Annotated in this window: 17 protein-coding genes; 12 read left to right on the top strand and 5 right to left on the bottom strand. The window is 43.8% G+C overall.

What is annotated here, in order from left to right:
* Positions 1–81: 81 nt before the first annotated feature.
* From V7R35_RS15800 to pyrF, 3 genes are read left to right on the top strand one after another with little or no spacing between them, the layout of a single operon-like run.
* Positions 82–339 (top strand): LapA family protein, encoded by a 258-nt coding sequence (locus V7R35_RS15800; protein WP_334015897.1) that lies wholly within the window; start codon positions 82–84, stop codon positions 337–339.
* Positions 339–1,508, top strand: a complete 1,170-nt coding sequence (lapB, locus tag V7R35_RS15795) for a lipopolysaccharide assembly protein LapB (protein ID WP_334015895.1) — start codon at positions 339–341, stop codon at positions 1,506–1,508. Before V7R35_RS15800 ends, lapB begins: the two co-directional genes overlap by 1 nt.
* A gap of 6 nt (positions 1,509–1,514) precedes the next feature.
* Complete coding sequence (gene pyrF, locus V7R35_RS15790) at positions 1,515–2,207, top strand: orotidine-5'-phosphate decarboxylase (RefSeq protein WP_334015894.1); 693 nt, start codon at positions 1,515–1,517, stop codon at positions 2,205–2,207.
* 200 nt (positions 2,208–2,407) lie between these two features.
* On the opposite strand, the gene ald is transcribed toward pyrF, so the two are convergent.
* A complete protein-coding gene (gene ald / locus V7R35_RS15785) occupies positions 2,408–3,541 on the bottom strand; it encodes an alanine dehydrogenase (protein ID WP_334015893.1) in 1,134 nt (377 codons plus the stop codon).
* A 174-nt stretch (positions 3,542–3,715) separates the two neighbouring features.
* Here ald and lrp point away from each other — a divergent pair, with 174 nt between their 5' ends.
* From lrp to V7R35_RS15740, 9 genes are all read left to right on the top strand, one after another.
* Positions 3,716–4,201 carry a leucine-responsive transcriptional regulator Lrp gene (gene lrp, locus V7R35_RS15780; protein ID WP_131093305.1) on the top strand — a complete coding sequence of 162 codons (486 nt, stop codon included), beginning with the start codon at positions 3,716–3,718 and terminating at the stop codon, positions 4,199–4,201.
* Between the two features lie 242 nt (positions 4,202–4,443).
* Positions 4,444–7,302, top strand: coding sequence for a DNA translocase FtsK 4TM domain-containing protein (locus V7R35_RS15775; protein WP_334015892.1), 2,859 nt, complete (start codon positions 4,444–4,446; stop codon positions 7,300–7,302).
* Between the two features lie 16 nt (positions 7,303–7,318).
* The gene (gene lolA, locus V7R35_RS15770) at positions 7,319–8,074 is read left to right on the top strand and encodes an outer membrane lipoprotein chaperone LolA (RefSeq protein WP_334015891.1); all 756 of its coding nucleotides are present in this window, start codon (positions 7,319–7,321) and stop codon (positions 8,072–8,074) included.
* Complete coding sequence (locus V7R35_RS15765) at positions 8,061–9,368, top strand: replication-associated recombination protein A (protein WP_334015890.1); 1,308 nt, start codon at positions 8,061–8,063, stop codon at positions 9,366–9,368. Before lolA ends, V7R35_RS15765 begins: the two co-directional genes overlap by 14 nt.
* 82 nt (positions 9,369–9,450) lie before the next feature.
* Positions 9,451–9,834 carry a fluoride efflux transporter CrcB gene (crcB, locus tag V7R35_RS15760; RefSeq protein WP_334015889.1) on the top strand — a complete coding sequence of 128 codons (384 nt, stop codon included), beginning with the start codon at positions 9,451–9,453 and terminating at the stop codon, positions 9,832–9,834.
* A gap of 10 nt (positions 9,835–9,844) precedes the next feature.
* Complete coding sequence (gene serS / locus V7R35_RS15755) at positions 9,845–11,140, top strand: serine--tRNA ligase (protein WP_334015888.1); 1,296 nt, start codon at positions 9,845–9,847, stop codon at positions 11,138–11,140.
* 196 nt (positions 11,141–11,336) lie between these two features.
* Positions 11,337–11,789, top strand: a complete 453-nt coding sequence (locus V7R35_RS15750) for an energy transducer TonB (protein WP_334015887.1) — start codon at positions 11,337–11,339, stop codon at positions 11,787–11,789.
* Positions 11,790–11,993: 204 nt separating this feature from the next.
* Complete coding sequence (locus V7R35_RS15745; protein WP_334015886.1) at positions 11,994–12,329, top strand: hypothetical protein; 336 nt, start codon at positions 11,994–11,996, stop codon at positions 12,327–12,329.
* A gap of 91 nt (positions 12,330–12,420) precedes the next feature.
* Positions 12,421–13,128, top strand: coding sequence for an SOS response-associated peptidase family protein (locus V7R35_RS15740; protein ID WP_334015884.1), 708 nt, complete (start codon positions 12,421–12,423; stop codon positions 13,126–13,128).
* A gap of 56 nt (positions 13,129–13,184) precedes the next feature.
* Here V7R35_RS15740 and V7R35_RS15735 read toward each other — a convergent pair whose 3' ends face one another.
* The 4 genes from V7R35_RS15735 to tusD are packed head-to-tail and all read right to left on the bottom strand — an operon-like array spanning position 13,185 to position 14,603.
* Positions 13,185–13,532 carry a TusE/DsrC/DsvC family sulfur relay protein gene (locus V7R35_RS15735; protein WP_334015883.1) on the bottom strand — a complete coding sequence of 116 codons (348 nt, stop codon included), beginning with the start codon at positions 13,530–13,532 and terminating at the stop codon, positions 13,185–13,187.
* Positions 13,532–13,846, bottom strand: coding sequence for a DsrH/TusB family sulfur metabolism protein (locus tag V7R35_RS15730; RefSeq protein ID WP_334015882.1), 315 nt, complete (start codon positions 13,844–13,846; stop codon positions 13,532–13,534). The genes V7R35_RS15735 and V7R35_RS15730 overlap by 1 nt, the downstream gene beginning before the upstream one ends.
* A complete protein-coding gene (locus V7R35_RS15725) occupies positions 13,846–14,214 on the bottom strand; it encodes a DsrE family protein (protein ID WP_334015881.1) in 369 nt (122 codons plus the stop codon). Before V7R35_RS15725 ends, V7R35_RS15730 begins: the two co-directional genes overlap by 1 nt.
* Positions 14,214–14,603 (bottom strand): sulfurtransferase complex subunit TusD, encoded by a 390-nt coding sequence (gene tusD / locus V7R35_RS15720; protein ID WP_334015880.1) that lies wholly within the window; start codon positions 14,601–14,603, stop codon positions 14,214–14,216. Before tusD ends, V7R35_RS15725 begins: the two co-directional genes overlap by 1 nt.
* Positions 14,604–14,622: the final 19 nt, after the last annotated feature.

Here is a 14,622-nt window from a genome sequence, read left to right as displayed (position 1 = left end):
CATTTTGGCTCACGCTTTTTGTGTTAACTCTTTTACCATTTTGCTATTCTTAACGCTAAATAGATAAAGAAGGCGTTAGTGTTGAAAGGGATCCTAGCATTTTTACTTATTTTGGTGCTTTTGACTTTTGCATTTGTCATTGGCTCTCAAAATGAAACTCTCATTACCGTAAACTATCTTATTGCGCAGGCAAACTTGCGTGTGTCTACATTAATAGCAATTACCCTGTCGATTGGTGTTGGAATAGGCGTACTTCTTATGCTGGTAAGTTGGTTGCGTTTACGAGTACAGCTTCTTACCGCGCAGTCAAAATTACAGAGCTTGGAAAATAATCGATAATGCTCGAACTGCTGTTTCTCCTTTTACCTGTTGCTGCAGGTTACGGCTGGATAATGGGCCGAAATAGTGTAAGACAAGCACAGAGAAAGCAGTCGAGTATTCTTTCCAAGCACTATTACAAAGGCCTTAATTTTCTATTATCAGACCAGCCCGATAAAGCCGTTGATACCCTTATAAAAATGATCAATGTAAATAGTGATACGGTGGAAACCCACATCGCTATGGGCAGCTTCTTTCGACATCGCGGCGAGATAGACCGCGCTATCAAAGTGCATCAAAACTTAGTAAGCAGGGAAGAATTGCAACCTGCACAACGAGAAAACGCACTACGCGAACTTGGGCACGACTACACGCAAGCAGGCTTTCTAGAGCGCGCTGAAAATGCATTTCTACAGCTACTTAATAGTGAAAAGCATTATTTAGTGGCACAGCAACAATTATTTAGCATTTATCAAACCACTAAAGAGTGGGAACGCGCCATTGAACTTGCCGAGCGTATGGTGCAGTGCCACGGCGACAACGATGACGTATGTGAGCGTCTTGCGCACTTTTATTGTGAGCAAGCTGTGGTTGAGCTTAAAAATGACAGCCAAGGCGCTGCACTAACACTTTTACAAAAGGCGGTAAATGCCGACGAGCATGCGGTGAGACCGTGGCTTATGTTAGGTGAGATAGCGCTAGACCAGCGCCGCTTTACCGATGCCGATGCGTATTTTACGCAAGTGGCGGAACGAGATATCAACTGGTTCAGTGAAGCTGTGCCAAGTCTTGAAAAGATTGCTGAAGAAACCGGTAACTGGGAAGCATTTCAGAAGAACTTAGATGCTCATTGGCAAGAATGTGCTACCTCATATTTAGCGATGGTAGATGTATTGCTTAAACGTGGTGACACAGCACAAGCGGCAGAATATCTACTAGAGCAGCTAAGAAAACGCCCTACAATGCGAGGTTTTAAAACCTTAATGGGCTTGTATATCGATCAGTTGGAAGACAAAACGACGGCAGACAGCTTGCGTTTATTGAAAGAACTTGTTGAAAAGCAAATGCTGCAGCGTCCTAAATATCGCTGCCACAGCTGTGGTTTCTCGGGAAGAAAATTATATTGGCTATGCCCTAGCTGTAAAAAGTGGGGCACAGTTAAACCTATCAAAGGGCTAGACGGAGAGTAATTTTACATGCAAGACCCTAAAGTGATTGTTGCACTAGACTATGACAACAAAGACACTGCGCTAGCGTTTGTCGATAAACTAGACGCTACTTTGTGTCGGTTGAAAGTGGGCAAGGAAATGTTCACCTTATTTGGTCCTGACTTTGTTCGAGTACTAGTTGAAAAAGGTTTTGATGTTTTCCTAGACCTTAAGTTTCACGATATCCCAAATACCGTTGCAAAAGCGTGTAAAGCAGCTGCAGAATTAGGCGTGTGGATGGTAAATGTTCATGCCTCTGGCGGCGCGCCCATGATGGAAGCAGCGAAAGCTGCGATAGCAAATAGCACAAACCCTTCAACAAAGCTTATTGCAGTTACTGTGCTTACCAGTATGGATGAAGAGCAGTTATCAGGTGTAATAAGTGGTGTTACGCCACAAGAGCAGGTATTACGACTAGCCGAATTGACTCACAAAGCAGGCCTTGATGGCATTGTATGTTCTGCACAAGAAGCTGAGGTACTGCGCACTAAATACAACGATGACTTCTTACTAGTAACGCCAGGAATTCGCCCAATAGGCGCAGAAGTTGGAGACCAAAAACGCGTTATGACGCCACCAGACGCTATGCGTGCTGGTGTGAGCTACTTGGTGATGGGCCGTCCAATTACAAAAGCTGATGATCCAATTGCGGTGCTAAAAGCAGTAAATGCATCTATCTAGTCACAGCGCCGAGAGCAGGGGTTCAAGCACGTAGTCTAATGCACAGCTTTGATTGCATGAAATCTCGCTAGCAGATACATAAATTCAATAAAAAAAGCTCGGCTATGGGTGACCATGCCGAGCTTTGTACTATATAAAGACCTGAAATAGATAGATATTAGGTCGTAAAGCGCGGTGTAAACTACACCGCTATATAAAATTTATTCGCCTTTAAGCGCGACTTCTGCTGGTGTATAGGTTAGGCCTAATTCCTCGCCCAACGCATCAACAACTGCTTTGTAGGTTACTTTACCTTCATGCACGTTAAGACCGTTCAATAGATGCTTGTCTTCAAGCATTGCTTTTGCAGGGCCTTTGTTAGCTAGTGCCAGACCGAAAGGAAGTGTTGCGTTGTTCAGTGCCATTGTTGATGTGCGAGCAACGCCGCCTGGCATGTTGGCTACGCAATAATGAACAACATCGTCAACCATGTATACAGGGTCTTGGTGTGTTGTTGCTTTTGATGTTTCAAAACAACCGCCTTGGTCGATGGCTACGTCAACCAATACAGAGCCTGGCTTCATTGCTGCAATGTGCTCGCGCGTTAACAGCTTAGGAGCTGCAGCGCCTGGAATAAGCACAGCACCAACTACAAGGTCAGCTTTCGAAGAGTAGTGCTCTATAGCATCAACTGTAGAGTAAACGGTTTTAACTTGGCCGTTGAAGATATCGTCAAGTTGACGTAAACGAGGTAGTGAGCGGTCAAGAATGGTAACGTCAGCACCTAAACCTAGTGCCATTTTTGCAGCGTTAATACCTACAACACCACCACCGATGACCAATACTTTGCCTGGCGCAACTCCTGGTACGCCACCTAGTAGTGTACCGCTTCCGCCATGAGCTTTTTCAAGATAATGTGCGCCAGCTTGTACAGACATGCGTCCAGCCACTTCACTCATAGGAGCTAAAAGAGGAAGGCCGCCGCGATCGTCAGTTACGGTTTCATAAGCAATACATGTTGCGCCTGACTCAACAAGAAGCTTTGTTTGAGTAGGATCTGGTGCAAGATGAAGGTAAGTGTAAAGTGTTTGACCTTTACGAAGCATTTTACACTCGTTAGGCTGAGGCTCTTTTACTTTTACAATCATTTCCGCTTCAGCAAATACTTGCTCTGCGTTTGGTGCTATTGAAGCACCTGCTTCGATATACATCTCGTCGGTGAAACCAATGGCGTCGCCTGCTTTTGTTTCTACCAGTACATTGTGACCATGGGTAACAAACTCTTTAACCGCAGCCGGCGTTAAGCCTACACGATACTCATGATTCTTAATTTCTTTTGGTACACCAACTAACATACGTGATCCTCTATTATTGCGTGAGCTTCTTGACGGCTCGAATGGATATAATGTTTATAACAACAAGGGTTTTTAATTGTGGCGAGTATACGACAATAAAAATAGAACTATCTGCTGAAGAAAAGGTATTTGTAGAATATAATTTTGTTTAACTAAGAATTGGAAAAATATTATATGCTGGTAAAAACGCCAAAACACCTTGACCGAATAGACAGAAATATACTGGTTCAACTACAGAAAAACGGACGTATATCAAACGTTGAGCTTGCCAAAGAAGTAGGGTTAAGCCCAAGTCCTTGCCTAGAGAGGGTTAAGCGCTTAGAAAGCCAAGGGTATATAAAGGGTTACCATGCGGTAGTAGACCCTGAAAAACTGGGTGCTGCAATGCTTGTTTTTGTTGAGATAACGCTTACCAAAACTTCGGTGGATATATTTGCAGAATTTTCTGCTGCAGTAAAACTACATGACGATATACAAGAATGCCATCTGGTATCGGGTGATTTTGATTTTTTGTTAAAGGCCCGTGTAGCTGATATGGGAAGTTATCGAAAATTACTCGGTGATACTTTGCTACGTTTACCCGGTGTAAGCGAATCTCGAACTTATGTAGTGATGGAAGAAGTAAAAAGTACGTCGTCTTTAAGGATTAATTTGAAGTAACGAAAGCATGGCTCAAAGGCGCAATTTTATGGTAGGCTGTGCAAAAATACAGTGTTTAGTTATTACCCAAGGATACTGGGTTCACTAAACATGTGGCTTATTACAAAGCCGCTTAGAATAATTATAAAAGTACATTTGGTTTAGCACGTAAATAATGCAAAGAATTCGCTAAGTTTTTGCAGCTTTACAGTTAGTGTCGGACCAAGAGAAAAAATGACGCATTTTGAAGGTTTTTTAGGGTTATGGCGCGATTAACGGGAGTTCAGCGAGTGTGGGAAGCAGGCATGATTATGGCCTGTGTTTTCGCCTTCTTTTTATTGCTGGCATTAGCATCTTTTCATCCTGGCGACCCTGGCTGGAGTCAGGCGGGCCTGCAACTTGATGTACACAACTGGGTGGGTGCGACAGGTGCCTGGTGTGCTGATTTATTACTTTTTTCTTTTGGTTATCTAGCGTATTTACTGCCGTTTGGCGCTGCATTTCTTGGCTGGTTTTTATTCCAACATATAAAAGAGTTGGACGAGTTTGATTACCTAACTATTGGGCTTCGCATAGTCGGCGGCTTGCTCATGGCGCTGGGTGCTACCGGTATCGCCAGCATTAATTTCGACGACATTTTCAATTTTTCAGCGGGCGGTTTTGTTGGTGACGTAATTAGCTCTGCGCTAGTTCCATATTTCAACACCGCGGGCACAATTTTATTGCTGCTATGTTTCTTTTGCACCGGGTTTACGTTACTTACTGGCGTAAGTTGGCTTACCATTATCGACAGGCTGGGCGAAATAACGCTATGGCTTGGACAAAAAACCATTGCTGCACCACAGCGCTTATTAGCGCTGGACATGCCTAAGCTATCTTTGGGCGACAAATCTGCACAGTTAACTCCGTCCGAGCTTGATATCACAACTATGCGAGCAGAGCCCGGATTTGAGAGTGACAGTGAAAACAGTACAAAGCAGTCGAGTGACGATAACATCAATCAAAGTGAACTTGATTCAACTGTTAATAGTCACGCATCAATACATAATGAGAATGTTGATGGCTATAGCATGCCTAGTAGGGAAAGGAGCGAACCTACATTTGGATTAGACGATACTAACGTGTCAGGAGCTAGCACCTCAGGAGCAGCACTGTACTCATATGAAGAGCCTGCAAGTGACAACGCGGATGTAGAACCCGAGAAATCAAGTGCATCGAAAGCGCCGTTTTCATTCTCAGGCATGCGTGAGTCAATTAAAGATAAAGTGGGCCTTAATAAAAGTGCTGATGAGAAGTGCAGTGATGATGAAATTGAGGAAGATACCGTACCTTCAATGCAAAACTCATCTAATAACGGCCCGTCTATTAATTTTGATGAGCTCGATTCGTTCGATGAAGATTTACCTTACGAGACCGGCAATAAACCGACTATTCATTCTGATAGCCAAGCCGCTGAAAATGGAAACGATGTAGCAGACGCCTCAAATACTTTAGCGCCACAGTCTTCGAGCCACAACGCTGTGCCTCAGCAGACTCCAACGCCTCAAAGTTTTGAACCTGCGGCGCTAGGCGCCAAACCGGCGAAAGCAAGGGCAGGGCAGAACGACCCGAATATTGACCCGAATCTTCCGCCTATGCCTTCTTTTGACTTGCTAGAGCGTGCAGATAAGCATGAAAACCCGTTAACACCTGAAGAAATAGAGGGTATTTCACGCCTTGTTGAAGAAAAGCTCGCTGACTTTAATATAGAAGCCACGGTAGTCGGTGTTTATCCCGGCCCGGTAATAACGCGTTTTGAATTAGACTTAGCCCCAGGGGTAAAGGTAAGCAAAATTACCGGTCTTTCAAAAGACTTGGCCCGTGCAATGTCGGCGATCTCAGTGCGCGTGGTTGAGGTTATACCTGGCAAATCTGTTATCGGCCTTGAGCTTCCAAACAAAAAACGTGAAATGGTGCGTTTAAGCGAAGTTATTAGCTGCGATACATTCCAGTCAAACAAATCGCCGCTTACGATGGTACTTGGCGCTGATATTTCAGGTAAACCAGTTGTAGTAGACCTTGCCAAAATGCCTCATTTACTTGTGGCGGGTACAACAGGTTCGGGTAAATCTGTTGGTGTGAACGTAATGATTTTGAGCTTGCTATACAAAAGCACGCCAGAAGACGTTCGCATGATTATGATTGACCCTAAAATGCTTGAACTGTCGGTATACGAAGGTATTCCTCACCTTCTTGCTGAAGTTGTAACAGACATGAAAGAAGCGGCCAACGCGCTTCGATGGTGCGTTGGTGAAATGGAGCGCCGCTATCGTCTTATGAGTGCTTTAGGTGTGCGTAACTTAAAGGGCTACAATGCGAAAGTGACTGAAGCTATTGCCAATGGCACCCCTATAAAAGACCCTTTATGGAAAAATGAAGAGAGTATGGACGCTGAGGCGCCAGACCTTGAAAAACTACCTGCTATTGTTGTTGTAGTAGACGAATTTGCTGACATGATGATGATTGTTGGTAAAAAGGTTGAAGAGCTTATTGCCCGTATCGCTCAGAAGGCTCGAGCAGCCGGCATTCACCTTATTCTTGCTACACAGCGTCCGTCTGTAGACGTTATTACCGGTCTTATCAAAGCAAATATACCAACCCGTTGTGCGTTCCAAGTTTCAAGTAAAATTGATTCGAGAACGATATTAGATCAACAGGGTGCCGAAACCCTACTTGGTATGGGTGATATGCTGTACCTTCCGCCTGGGAGTCCTGTACCTACTAGGGTTCATGGTGCGTTTGTTGACGACCATGAAGTACATGCTGTTGTTGCCGATTGGCAGAAACGTGGTAAGCCCGATTACATCGATGAAATTCTTAATGGTGAGGCGACAGCCGAAGTATTGCTACCTGGTGAACAACCTGAAGGCGAAGACCAAGAGTTTGATGCGTTTTATGATGAAGCCGTTGCGTTTGTTACCGAAACACGGCGCGCAAGCGTAAGTAGCGTACAGCGTAAATTTAGAATTGGTTACAACAGAGCTGCTCGCCTAGTTGAACAAATGGAAATGAGTGGTGTCGTAAGTGCACAGGGACATAACGGTAATAGAGAAGTTCTCGCACCGCCCCCTCACAAGGATTAATCACTGGAAGCATTGAATGAAAAAAGCAGTTTCGATTTTTTTAGCGAGCGTAATTTCAACCTATAGCCTCACTTATGTGAATGCGCAGCAGAATGAAAGCGAGCTAACGGATAACCAGAATTTGGTAACCAACCAAGGTACCCAACAACAAATAGAGAAACACTTATCTCACGAAGGTCACCACAGTAGCGCTCTTGTCTCTGCTAAGGATGCGTTGAAAGCGCTGCTTGCTGACATTAAGCAGTACCGAGCCACGTTTAATCAAACCGTGGTAGACGCACAACAAAACGTAGTACACGAAGCCCAGGGCGTTTTAACGATGACGCGCCCCAATAAACTTAGGTGGGAAACGACGTTTCCTGACGAAACGTTGCTAATTGCTGATGGCGAAGCGGTGTGGAACGTAGACACATTTGTAGAGCAAGTCACCGTGCTTTCGCAAGAAAGTGCAATTAAGGACAATCCAATTGTTTTGTTGACTGCCAGTGATAATGCAACATGGAGTCAGTTTTCTATAACAGAGCTAAATGTCTCTGTGGAAGACGAAGCGTTAAGAAGTTTCCAGGTGACCCCCAATGAAGTTGGCGGTCAAATTAAAACACTAACACTAACGTTTAATTCATTGGGTAACTTAGCAGCACTAAATATGTTAGATACTCAGCAGCAAATTAGCACTTTAGTATTCGACAATGTTGAAACACGTTTTGTGTTAGCCGCTGATACATTCGCAGTAGACGTGCCTGACAGCTTTATTGTAGATGACCAACGTTAATAAAAGCTTTGCGCCCTTAGCGGCGCGCATGCGTCCTACTACAATTGAGCAATATAGCGGTCAATCGCACTTACTTGGCAGCGACAAACCGTTAAGAAAAATGCTTGAGGCAGGGCACTGTCACTCCATGATTTTGTGGGGCCCGCCAGGCACGGGTAAAACAACGTTAGCTGAACTAATTGCCCATTACACTAACGCCAACGTTATACGAATTTCAGCGGTGACAAGTGGTGTAAAAGACATTCGTGCTGCTATGGATAAAGCAGAAGATAACGCACGATATAATCAGCAAACCTTATTATTTGTTGATGAGGTTCACCGCTTTAACAAAAGTCAGCAGGACGCGTTTCTTCCATTTGTTGAGTCGGGCGTAGTAACGTTTATTGGCGCCACCACCGAAAACCCTTCGTTTGAGCTTAACAATGCACTGCTATCAAGAGTGCGAGTTTATGTGCTAAAGCCGCTAGAACAGCAAGCGTTGTTTGAACTGGTTGATAGGGCGTTAACTGATGATAAAAATGGCTTGGGCGAACGCAAGCTAAGTATTGCAGAGAATGCAAAAGGCGCGTTGGTTGAGCTTAGTGGCGGTGACGCACGACGTTTGCTTACTTACCTAGAGCTATCAGCAGACTTTACCAGCGACAGCGAAATTTCAGTGGGTGACATAGAGCAGGCTGTGGGACAAAAGGTTGCTAGCTACGATAATAAAGGCGACACCTTTTATGATTTGATATCGGCATTTCATAAATCGGTTAGGGGTTCCGACCCCGATGCAGCATTGTATTGGTATGCCAGAATTTTAGATGGCGGCGGTGATGCGCTGTATGTTGGAAGGCGTTTACTTGCCATCGCATCAGAAGATATTGGCAATGCCGACCCAAGAGCAATGCAGCTTTGCATCAATGCATGGGATACATTTCACCGCGTTGGGCCTGCAGAGGGTGAGCGCGCTATTGCACAGGCTGCGGTTTATTGTGCATTAGCTGCAAAGAGCAACGCAGTTTATATGGCTTTCAAAGACGCTAAAGCATTGGCGAGAAAAACTGCCGATGCACCAGTACCGTTACATTTACGCAACGCACCCACCGAGTTGATGAAAGAGCTCGGTCATGGCGACGGTTACCGCTATGCGCATAACGAAGCAAACGCGTTTGCTGCTGGCGAAACGTATTTTCCAGAAAGTTTGTCAAGAACGCGCTTTTACTTTCCAAACGAGCGTGGTCTTGAAAAAGCACTAAAAGCCAAACGAGATTACCTAGACACACTTAATGCGCAAAGCACTAATAAACGTTAAAGTAACGTTTCAGCATGTATTTGCTGAATACGTTTAAAACACCTCATTCAACGAATAATAATTCAATAATAGGAGTGCCACGTTGCCTCAAGGACTAGCTTTGTACTGTTTTATTGCCATTGGCGGCGCAACGGGGGCTTGTTTACGGTATTTTGTTACGACTTCAGTGGATTCCTTATTTGGAAAACATCTACCGTTTGGTACACTAGCCGTGAACGTTGTAGGGTCGTTTGCTTTAGCCATACTATACGGTTTTATAGAGCGAAATGACTTATCTGACTCTCCCTACCGTGCTTTATTGGGGGTTGGCTTGTTAGGTGCGTTTACAACATTCTCAACGTTCTCAGTTGAAACGTTAACTTTATTAGAAAATGGGCTTTGGCAACGTGCCATTGCAAATGTATTTCTTAACGTTGGCGCCTGCCTATTGGCTGGGTGGTTGGCGATTGAATTAATGAAAGGATAATTAGAAACACATGTTAGATCCAAAGTGTTTGCGAAGCGATATAGAACAAACAGCCAAGCGATTGGCTGCCCGTGGTTTTAACCTCGACGTAGCAGCTTTCAGTTCGCTTGAAGAAAAAAGAAAAACACTTCAGTCCAGAACACAGGATCTGCAAAACGAACGTAATGTACGAAGTAAGTCCATAGGTAAAGCTAAAGCGCAAGGTGAAGACATAGCACCTTTATTAGCTGAAGTTGGAAAGCTTGGCGACGAACTAGATGCAGCGAAAGCAGAGCTAAGCGAACTGCTAGAAGAAATCAATGCTTTCACACAAGGTATTCCCAATTTGCCAGACGAGTCTGTGCCGGAAGGTGAAAATGAAGATCACAATGTTGAGATTTCGCGCTGGGGTGAGCCACGCACATTCGACTTTGAAGTAAAAGATCATGTGGACGTTGCGGAAGGGTTAAATAATGGACTCGATTTCGCTACGGCAAGCAAGCTAACTGGCAGCCGCTTTGTGGTGATGCGTGGTGATATCGCACGTTTGAACCGCGCCATTGCGCAATTTATGCTAGACACGCATACACAAGAGCACGGCTACCAAGAAATGTACGTGCCTTATTTAGTAAATGCAGACAGCTTGTATGGAACTGGTCAATTACCGAAATTTGGAGAAGATCTATTCCACACTAAGCCTGCGACCGAGGAAGGACAGGGACTAAGCCTAATTCCAACTGCAGAAGTACCTTTAACCAACATTGCGCGTGACGAAATTCTTGATGCAAAGTCGCTACCTGTGAAAATGACTGCACACACGCCTTGTTTCCGCTCTGAAGCGGGTTCATACGGCAGAGACACACGAGGACTTATACGCCAGCACCAGTTTGATAAAGTTGAACTTGTGCAATTAGTGAAACCTGAAGATAGCTTTGATGCATTAGAAGCGCTAACGGGTCACGCTGAGGTTATTCTACAAAAACTAGAATTACCTTATCGTAAAGTGCTTTTATGCACCGGTGATATGGGCTTCGGCGCATGTAAAACCTACGATTTAGAAGTATGGCTTCCTGCGCAAAATACATACCGCGAGATTTCTTCATGTTCAAACATGCTAGATTTCCAAGCGCGTCGTATGCAGGCACGCTTCCGTAACCCTGAAACGAATAAGCCAGAGCTTCTTCATACACTGAATGGTTCAGGGCTTGCTGTAGGTCGAACGCTTGTTGCTATTCTAGAAAATAACCAGCAAGCCGATGGAAGTGTTACCGTACCGAAAGCGCTAGTACCGTATATGAACGGTCAAGAAGTTATCAGCGCGTCGTAACGTTAGATGCATTATTGTTAAAGCCCAACAGAATATGTTGGGCTTTTCTTTTTGTTCATATCTTTTATTTGGTTAGCTAGATATAGACCGAAACACTTAAAAAGATTAGCTTTTGATATTTTTTCAAAGAGAAATTAGGACGGCGAATTCAATAAGTAACGCCTTTGCTCTTCGCTATTACTACTAGGATGTAACTATGAAAACACTTATCTCAATTACTACAGCAATAGCTTTATCAACGTTAACAATTTACTCAAATGCCAAAGAGGCACAGGTTAAAGAACCACTGGGCAGTGACTATATTGATTTAACCAAAGCGGACAGCGCTCAGGCTTTAAGTGACTATTGGAAACTAGTGCAACACTCTCAACCCCAATTTCCGGCTACAGCAAGACGTAAAGCGTTGTCCGGTTGTGTAGATGTTCAGGTAAGAATAGACAACAATGGTCGAGCGACAGGTTATAAAATAGCAATGTCTTATCCTGAAGGGGTATTCGATAACAAAGCGGTGTTAGCCTTACATAAGTGGCGTTGGTCACCAACATCAGATAATAAAGAGCGTACGCCTGTGTTAACTACAGTGCCTTTAAACTTCAAATTGGTGGGTTCAAGAAACGCCGCGAAAGCCAAAGAGCATTGTAAATTTTAGAATCATCGCCTCATGCGCTATTAGTAATGAGCTATGTTTGCTGAAGTTGAATTGCACAACAGATACGCAGCACGACACTCTTATTCAGTAGCGATTGGGTGCATCTCTGTACTGGTGTGTAATGATGTGTGATTAAATACTCAAACACAAACTAGCCCAGAATCGGCACAACGAAAACGTCTTTTTTATAGGCATTAGAATCCAATGCAAGATACCGTAAATACAGAGAATATGTTGGCAAAGGTCTCACTGTTGTCCAACTCTGGCATAGATATTCACGGTTTTCATACGATTGAATATCAAATTGAACTAAAAGGCGGATCTGGAACTACTGCGCTTTTGACTGATATTGAGCGAGTAGCCCCAGGTACCTATATACTAGTAAAGCCTTTCCCCAACAAGAATGCGTGTGTAGTTAGGCTTCGTGTAAATAGCTTTTTGTTTGAAAAGAATTTAGCTATCACAACTTATTGGGTGTCTGATTTAACCGCCAAATACGAAGCAAGCATCAAGAACTGGCGAGTAGTGATAAGGGCATAAAAGAAATAGAAGCATAAAATACGAAATATGCTTTTTGAACTGAGCCTTTTGAATTGTTTCCTTTGAATATAGTGTATTTAGGGAGTAAGCCATGTGTGGCTTTATTCAGCGCGTTACTGACTCGCCAGCTGTTATCGCATTGCTAGAAGAAGTAGGGCTGCAGCACACCATTCCCCTTTTTAAAGACGAAGCGAATCAAAGCAATGTTATAAACTTTTATCCGGCTTTTGGAAAAGTTGCCACCAAGCGTATTACCAATTTAATCGTAAACCATTCGAAAGGAATTGATGCTACATGGTGGTTTGACGCAAAGCCTAATGGCGAAACCCTTGAAATAGGTGAACGTACCACGTTCAATGCACGCAATATAGATAGCCCATATTGGAAGAAAGCTATTCATCACCGAAGAGGAATTGTAGTAGCCACAGCAATAGGCGAGTCAAACCCTTCTTTGGGTGGTAAAGGAAAGTCTCATTATTTGATGCAGCCCGAATGCGGCGTGCTCTTACTTGGAGCAGTTTACCGAATTTTCAGCAATGGAGCGTATTCTTGCGCAGTGGTTACTCGTCCGCCCATTGACGGCTTTAGCAAATATCACGAAAAGTCAATTCCATGCTTTTTACCGCACAACAAAGACATGGTTAATGCTTGGCTGCAAAACGACATGAACTATGAGGTTGAACAACTATTAGCGACTCCAAAGCTGTATACCGATCTGCGCATAACACAGGTGAAAACGTTTAAAGGTGCAGAGCCTACAAGTAGTTCAGAAATACTTCGCGCTACGGATAAAGCATGAGTTATGCGTAACCATATTTCGTTTACCTAACTCGCACGGAAGCTAAGAAAGAAGAGCTATAGACACTTGGCAGGCTTTGGAAGCCCTGCTAGTTTTGTGGCTTGTTTAGCTGGTCCGCGCTTAAACAGTCGCTGAAGATAGCGGCTGTTACCTTTTTCAGGACCGTATTTGTTGGCCATTGCTTTTACTAGCGCGCGTATTGCTGGGCTAGTTTCATACTCTTCATAGAAAGCACGTACAAAGCGAACCACTTCCCAATGTGCGTCTGTCATTTCTATATTTTCCTCACGCGCAAGTAACTCCACCATACCCTCATCCCACTGTGTATGGTCAAGTAAGTAGCCTGCCTTGTCTGTAGCGATATCTTGGCCGTTATACGTGAAGCTAAACGTATCTTGTGTCATTAAAGCGTTACCCATTGTTTATGCGCAGCCGCAAGCGCAGCAAGCTCTTGATTGGTAATTTGAGTTATGTTTTGGTCTACATTTACGCCACGTGAAAACACGTCTTCTGCAACAGCGTAAAAGCGTACATCGTACTCTGTTGTTTCTTCTGTGATTATCGATAAGCAATTATCAATTAAATTTGCGTTTGACCGTAATGAATAGACGCCATCGCCACTGAATACAATTGCCACAGCTTCACTTGCAGAGCATGATGCTGCGAGCACATCTTGTTGAGATTCAGAAAGCTTTGCGTGAGAAATTGAGATTAACATTAAAACGTTACTACATGGTCGGCACTTTTAATAAGCGCAAGTTTCTCGGATGCTGCTAACCATTTACAATCTAACTCTTCAATAACACTGGTGTTTTGAAGTGATTCGTTAAGTTGCATGGCTTCAGCACTGGTTTTACATGCATAGCAATCGTCGATATCGAAAAGCGGCATTGATGCTAAACGCTTACTGTTATTTTTTAGGCCTTTCACCGACGCTGTTTTTACTAACTGAAGTAAGGCAAGGTCTTCAAACAGTACTTTAACTTCATGACCATAATTGGTTGCAGCTAAAGCGAAGTCTACTCCTTCTTGCGTTAACGCATTAGAGTAGGGAGGTTGCGTTAACCTTATTAAAATCAAAGCCATCAAAATTGTACCAAGTTAGTGCAACCGTGAAGCGAAGTAAAAAATTCGCCTAAACCAGCTTGCTCAAAAGGAGCTTGAAGATTGGCAAAGCCAATGCCATTGTCATCAGCTTCTTGCTGACTAACAATGCCCCTTTTAACAGCGGCTGTAATACATACCAAAAGCGCTACATTGTGTTCGGAAGAAAGCTTCGACCACGCTCGATATGCACTAAAGGCGTCACCCGTATCAAGCATGAGCGAATTTGCGTGATATACGCCATCACCATAAAAGAATATGTTGTTTACTTTATCGCCGTTAGCAATTACGCCATTAATAAATGCTAGTGCGCGCATAGCGCTGTCACCATTAAAAGGTGACGAAGTAATAAGTATTGAAAATTCTGCCATACAAACAAAAACACCCCGG

It is taken from the genome of Alteromonas sp. S167, from assembly GCF_036864375.1.
GTDB lineage: Bacteria > Pseudomonadota > Gammaproteobacteria > Enterobacterales > Alteromonadaceae > Alteromonas.
The sequence above is the reverse complement of the archived record's forward strand: the minus strand, read 5'-3'. Positions and strand labels throughout refer to the sequence as shown.

Excerpts from the sequence above, each read along its gene's own strand:
- lapB (WP_334015895.1), top strand. The coding sequence starts at position 339 with ATGCTCGAACTGCTGTTTCTCCTTTTACCTGTTGCTGCAGGTTACGGC.
- pyrF (WP_334015894.1), top strand. The coding sequence starts at position 1,515 with ATGCAAGACCCTAAAGTGATTGTTGCACTAGACTATGACAACAAAGAC.
- ald (WP_334015893.1), bottom strand. The coding sequence starts at position 3,541 with ATGTTAGTTGGTGTACCAAAAGAAATTAAGAATCATGAGTATCGTGTA.
- lrp (WP_131093305.1), top strand. The coding sequence starts at position 3,716 with ATGCTGGTAAAAACGCCAAAACACCTTGACCGAATAGACAGAAATATA.
- V7R35_RS15775 (WP_334015892.1), top strand. The coding sequence starts at position 4,444 with ATGGCGCGATTAACGGGAGTTCAGCGAGTGTGGGAAGCAGGCATGATT.
- lolA (WP_334015891.1), top strand. The coding sequence starts at position 7,319 with ATGAAAAAAGCAGTTTCGATTTTTTTAGCGAGCGTAATTTCAACCTAT.
- V7R35_RS15765 (WP_334015890.1), top strand. The coding sequence starts at position 8,061 with ATGACCAACGTTAATAAAAGCTTTGCGCCCTTAGCGGCGCGCATGCGT.
- serS (WP_334015888.1), top strand. The coding sequence starts at position 9,845 with ATGTTAGATCCAAAGTGTTTGCGAAGCGATATAGAACAAACAGCCAAG.
- V7R35_RS15750 (WP_334015887.1), top strand. The coding sequence starts at position 11,337 with ATGAAAACACTTATCTCAATTACTACAGCAATAGCTTTATCAACGTTA.
- V7R35_RS15745 (WP_334015886.1), top strand. The coding sequence starts at position 11,994 with ATGCAAGATACCGTAAATACAGAGAATATGTTGGCAAAGGTCTCACTG.
- V7R35_RS15740 (WP_334015884.1), top strand. The coding sequence starts at position 12,421 with ATGTGTGGCTTTATTCAGCGCGTTACTGACTCGCCAGCTGTTATCGCA.
- V7R35_RS15735 (WP_334015883.1), bottom strand. The coding sequence starts at position 13,532 with ATGACACAAGATACGTTTAGCTTCACGTATAACGGCCAAGATATCGCT.
- V7R35_RS15730 (WP_334015882.1), bottom strand. The coding sequence starts at position 13,846 with ATGTTAATCTCAATTTCTCACGCAAAGCTTTCTGAATCTCAACAAGAT.
- V7R35_RS15725 (WP_334015881.1), bottom strand. The coding sequence starts at position 14,214 with ATGGCTTTGATTTTAATAAGGTTAACGCAACCTCCCTACTCTAATGCG.
- tusD (WP_334015880.1), bottom strand. The coding sequence starts at position 14,603 with ATGGCAGAATTTTCAATACTTATTACTTCGTCACCTTTTAATGGTGAC.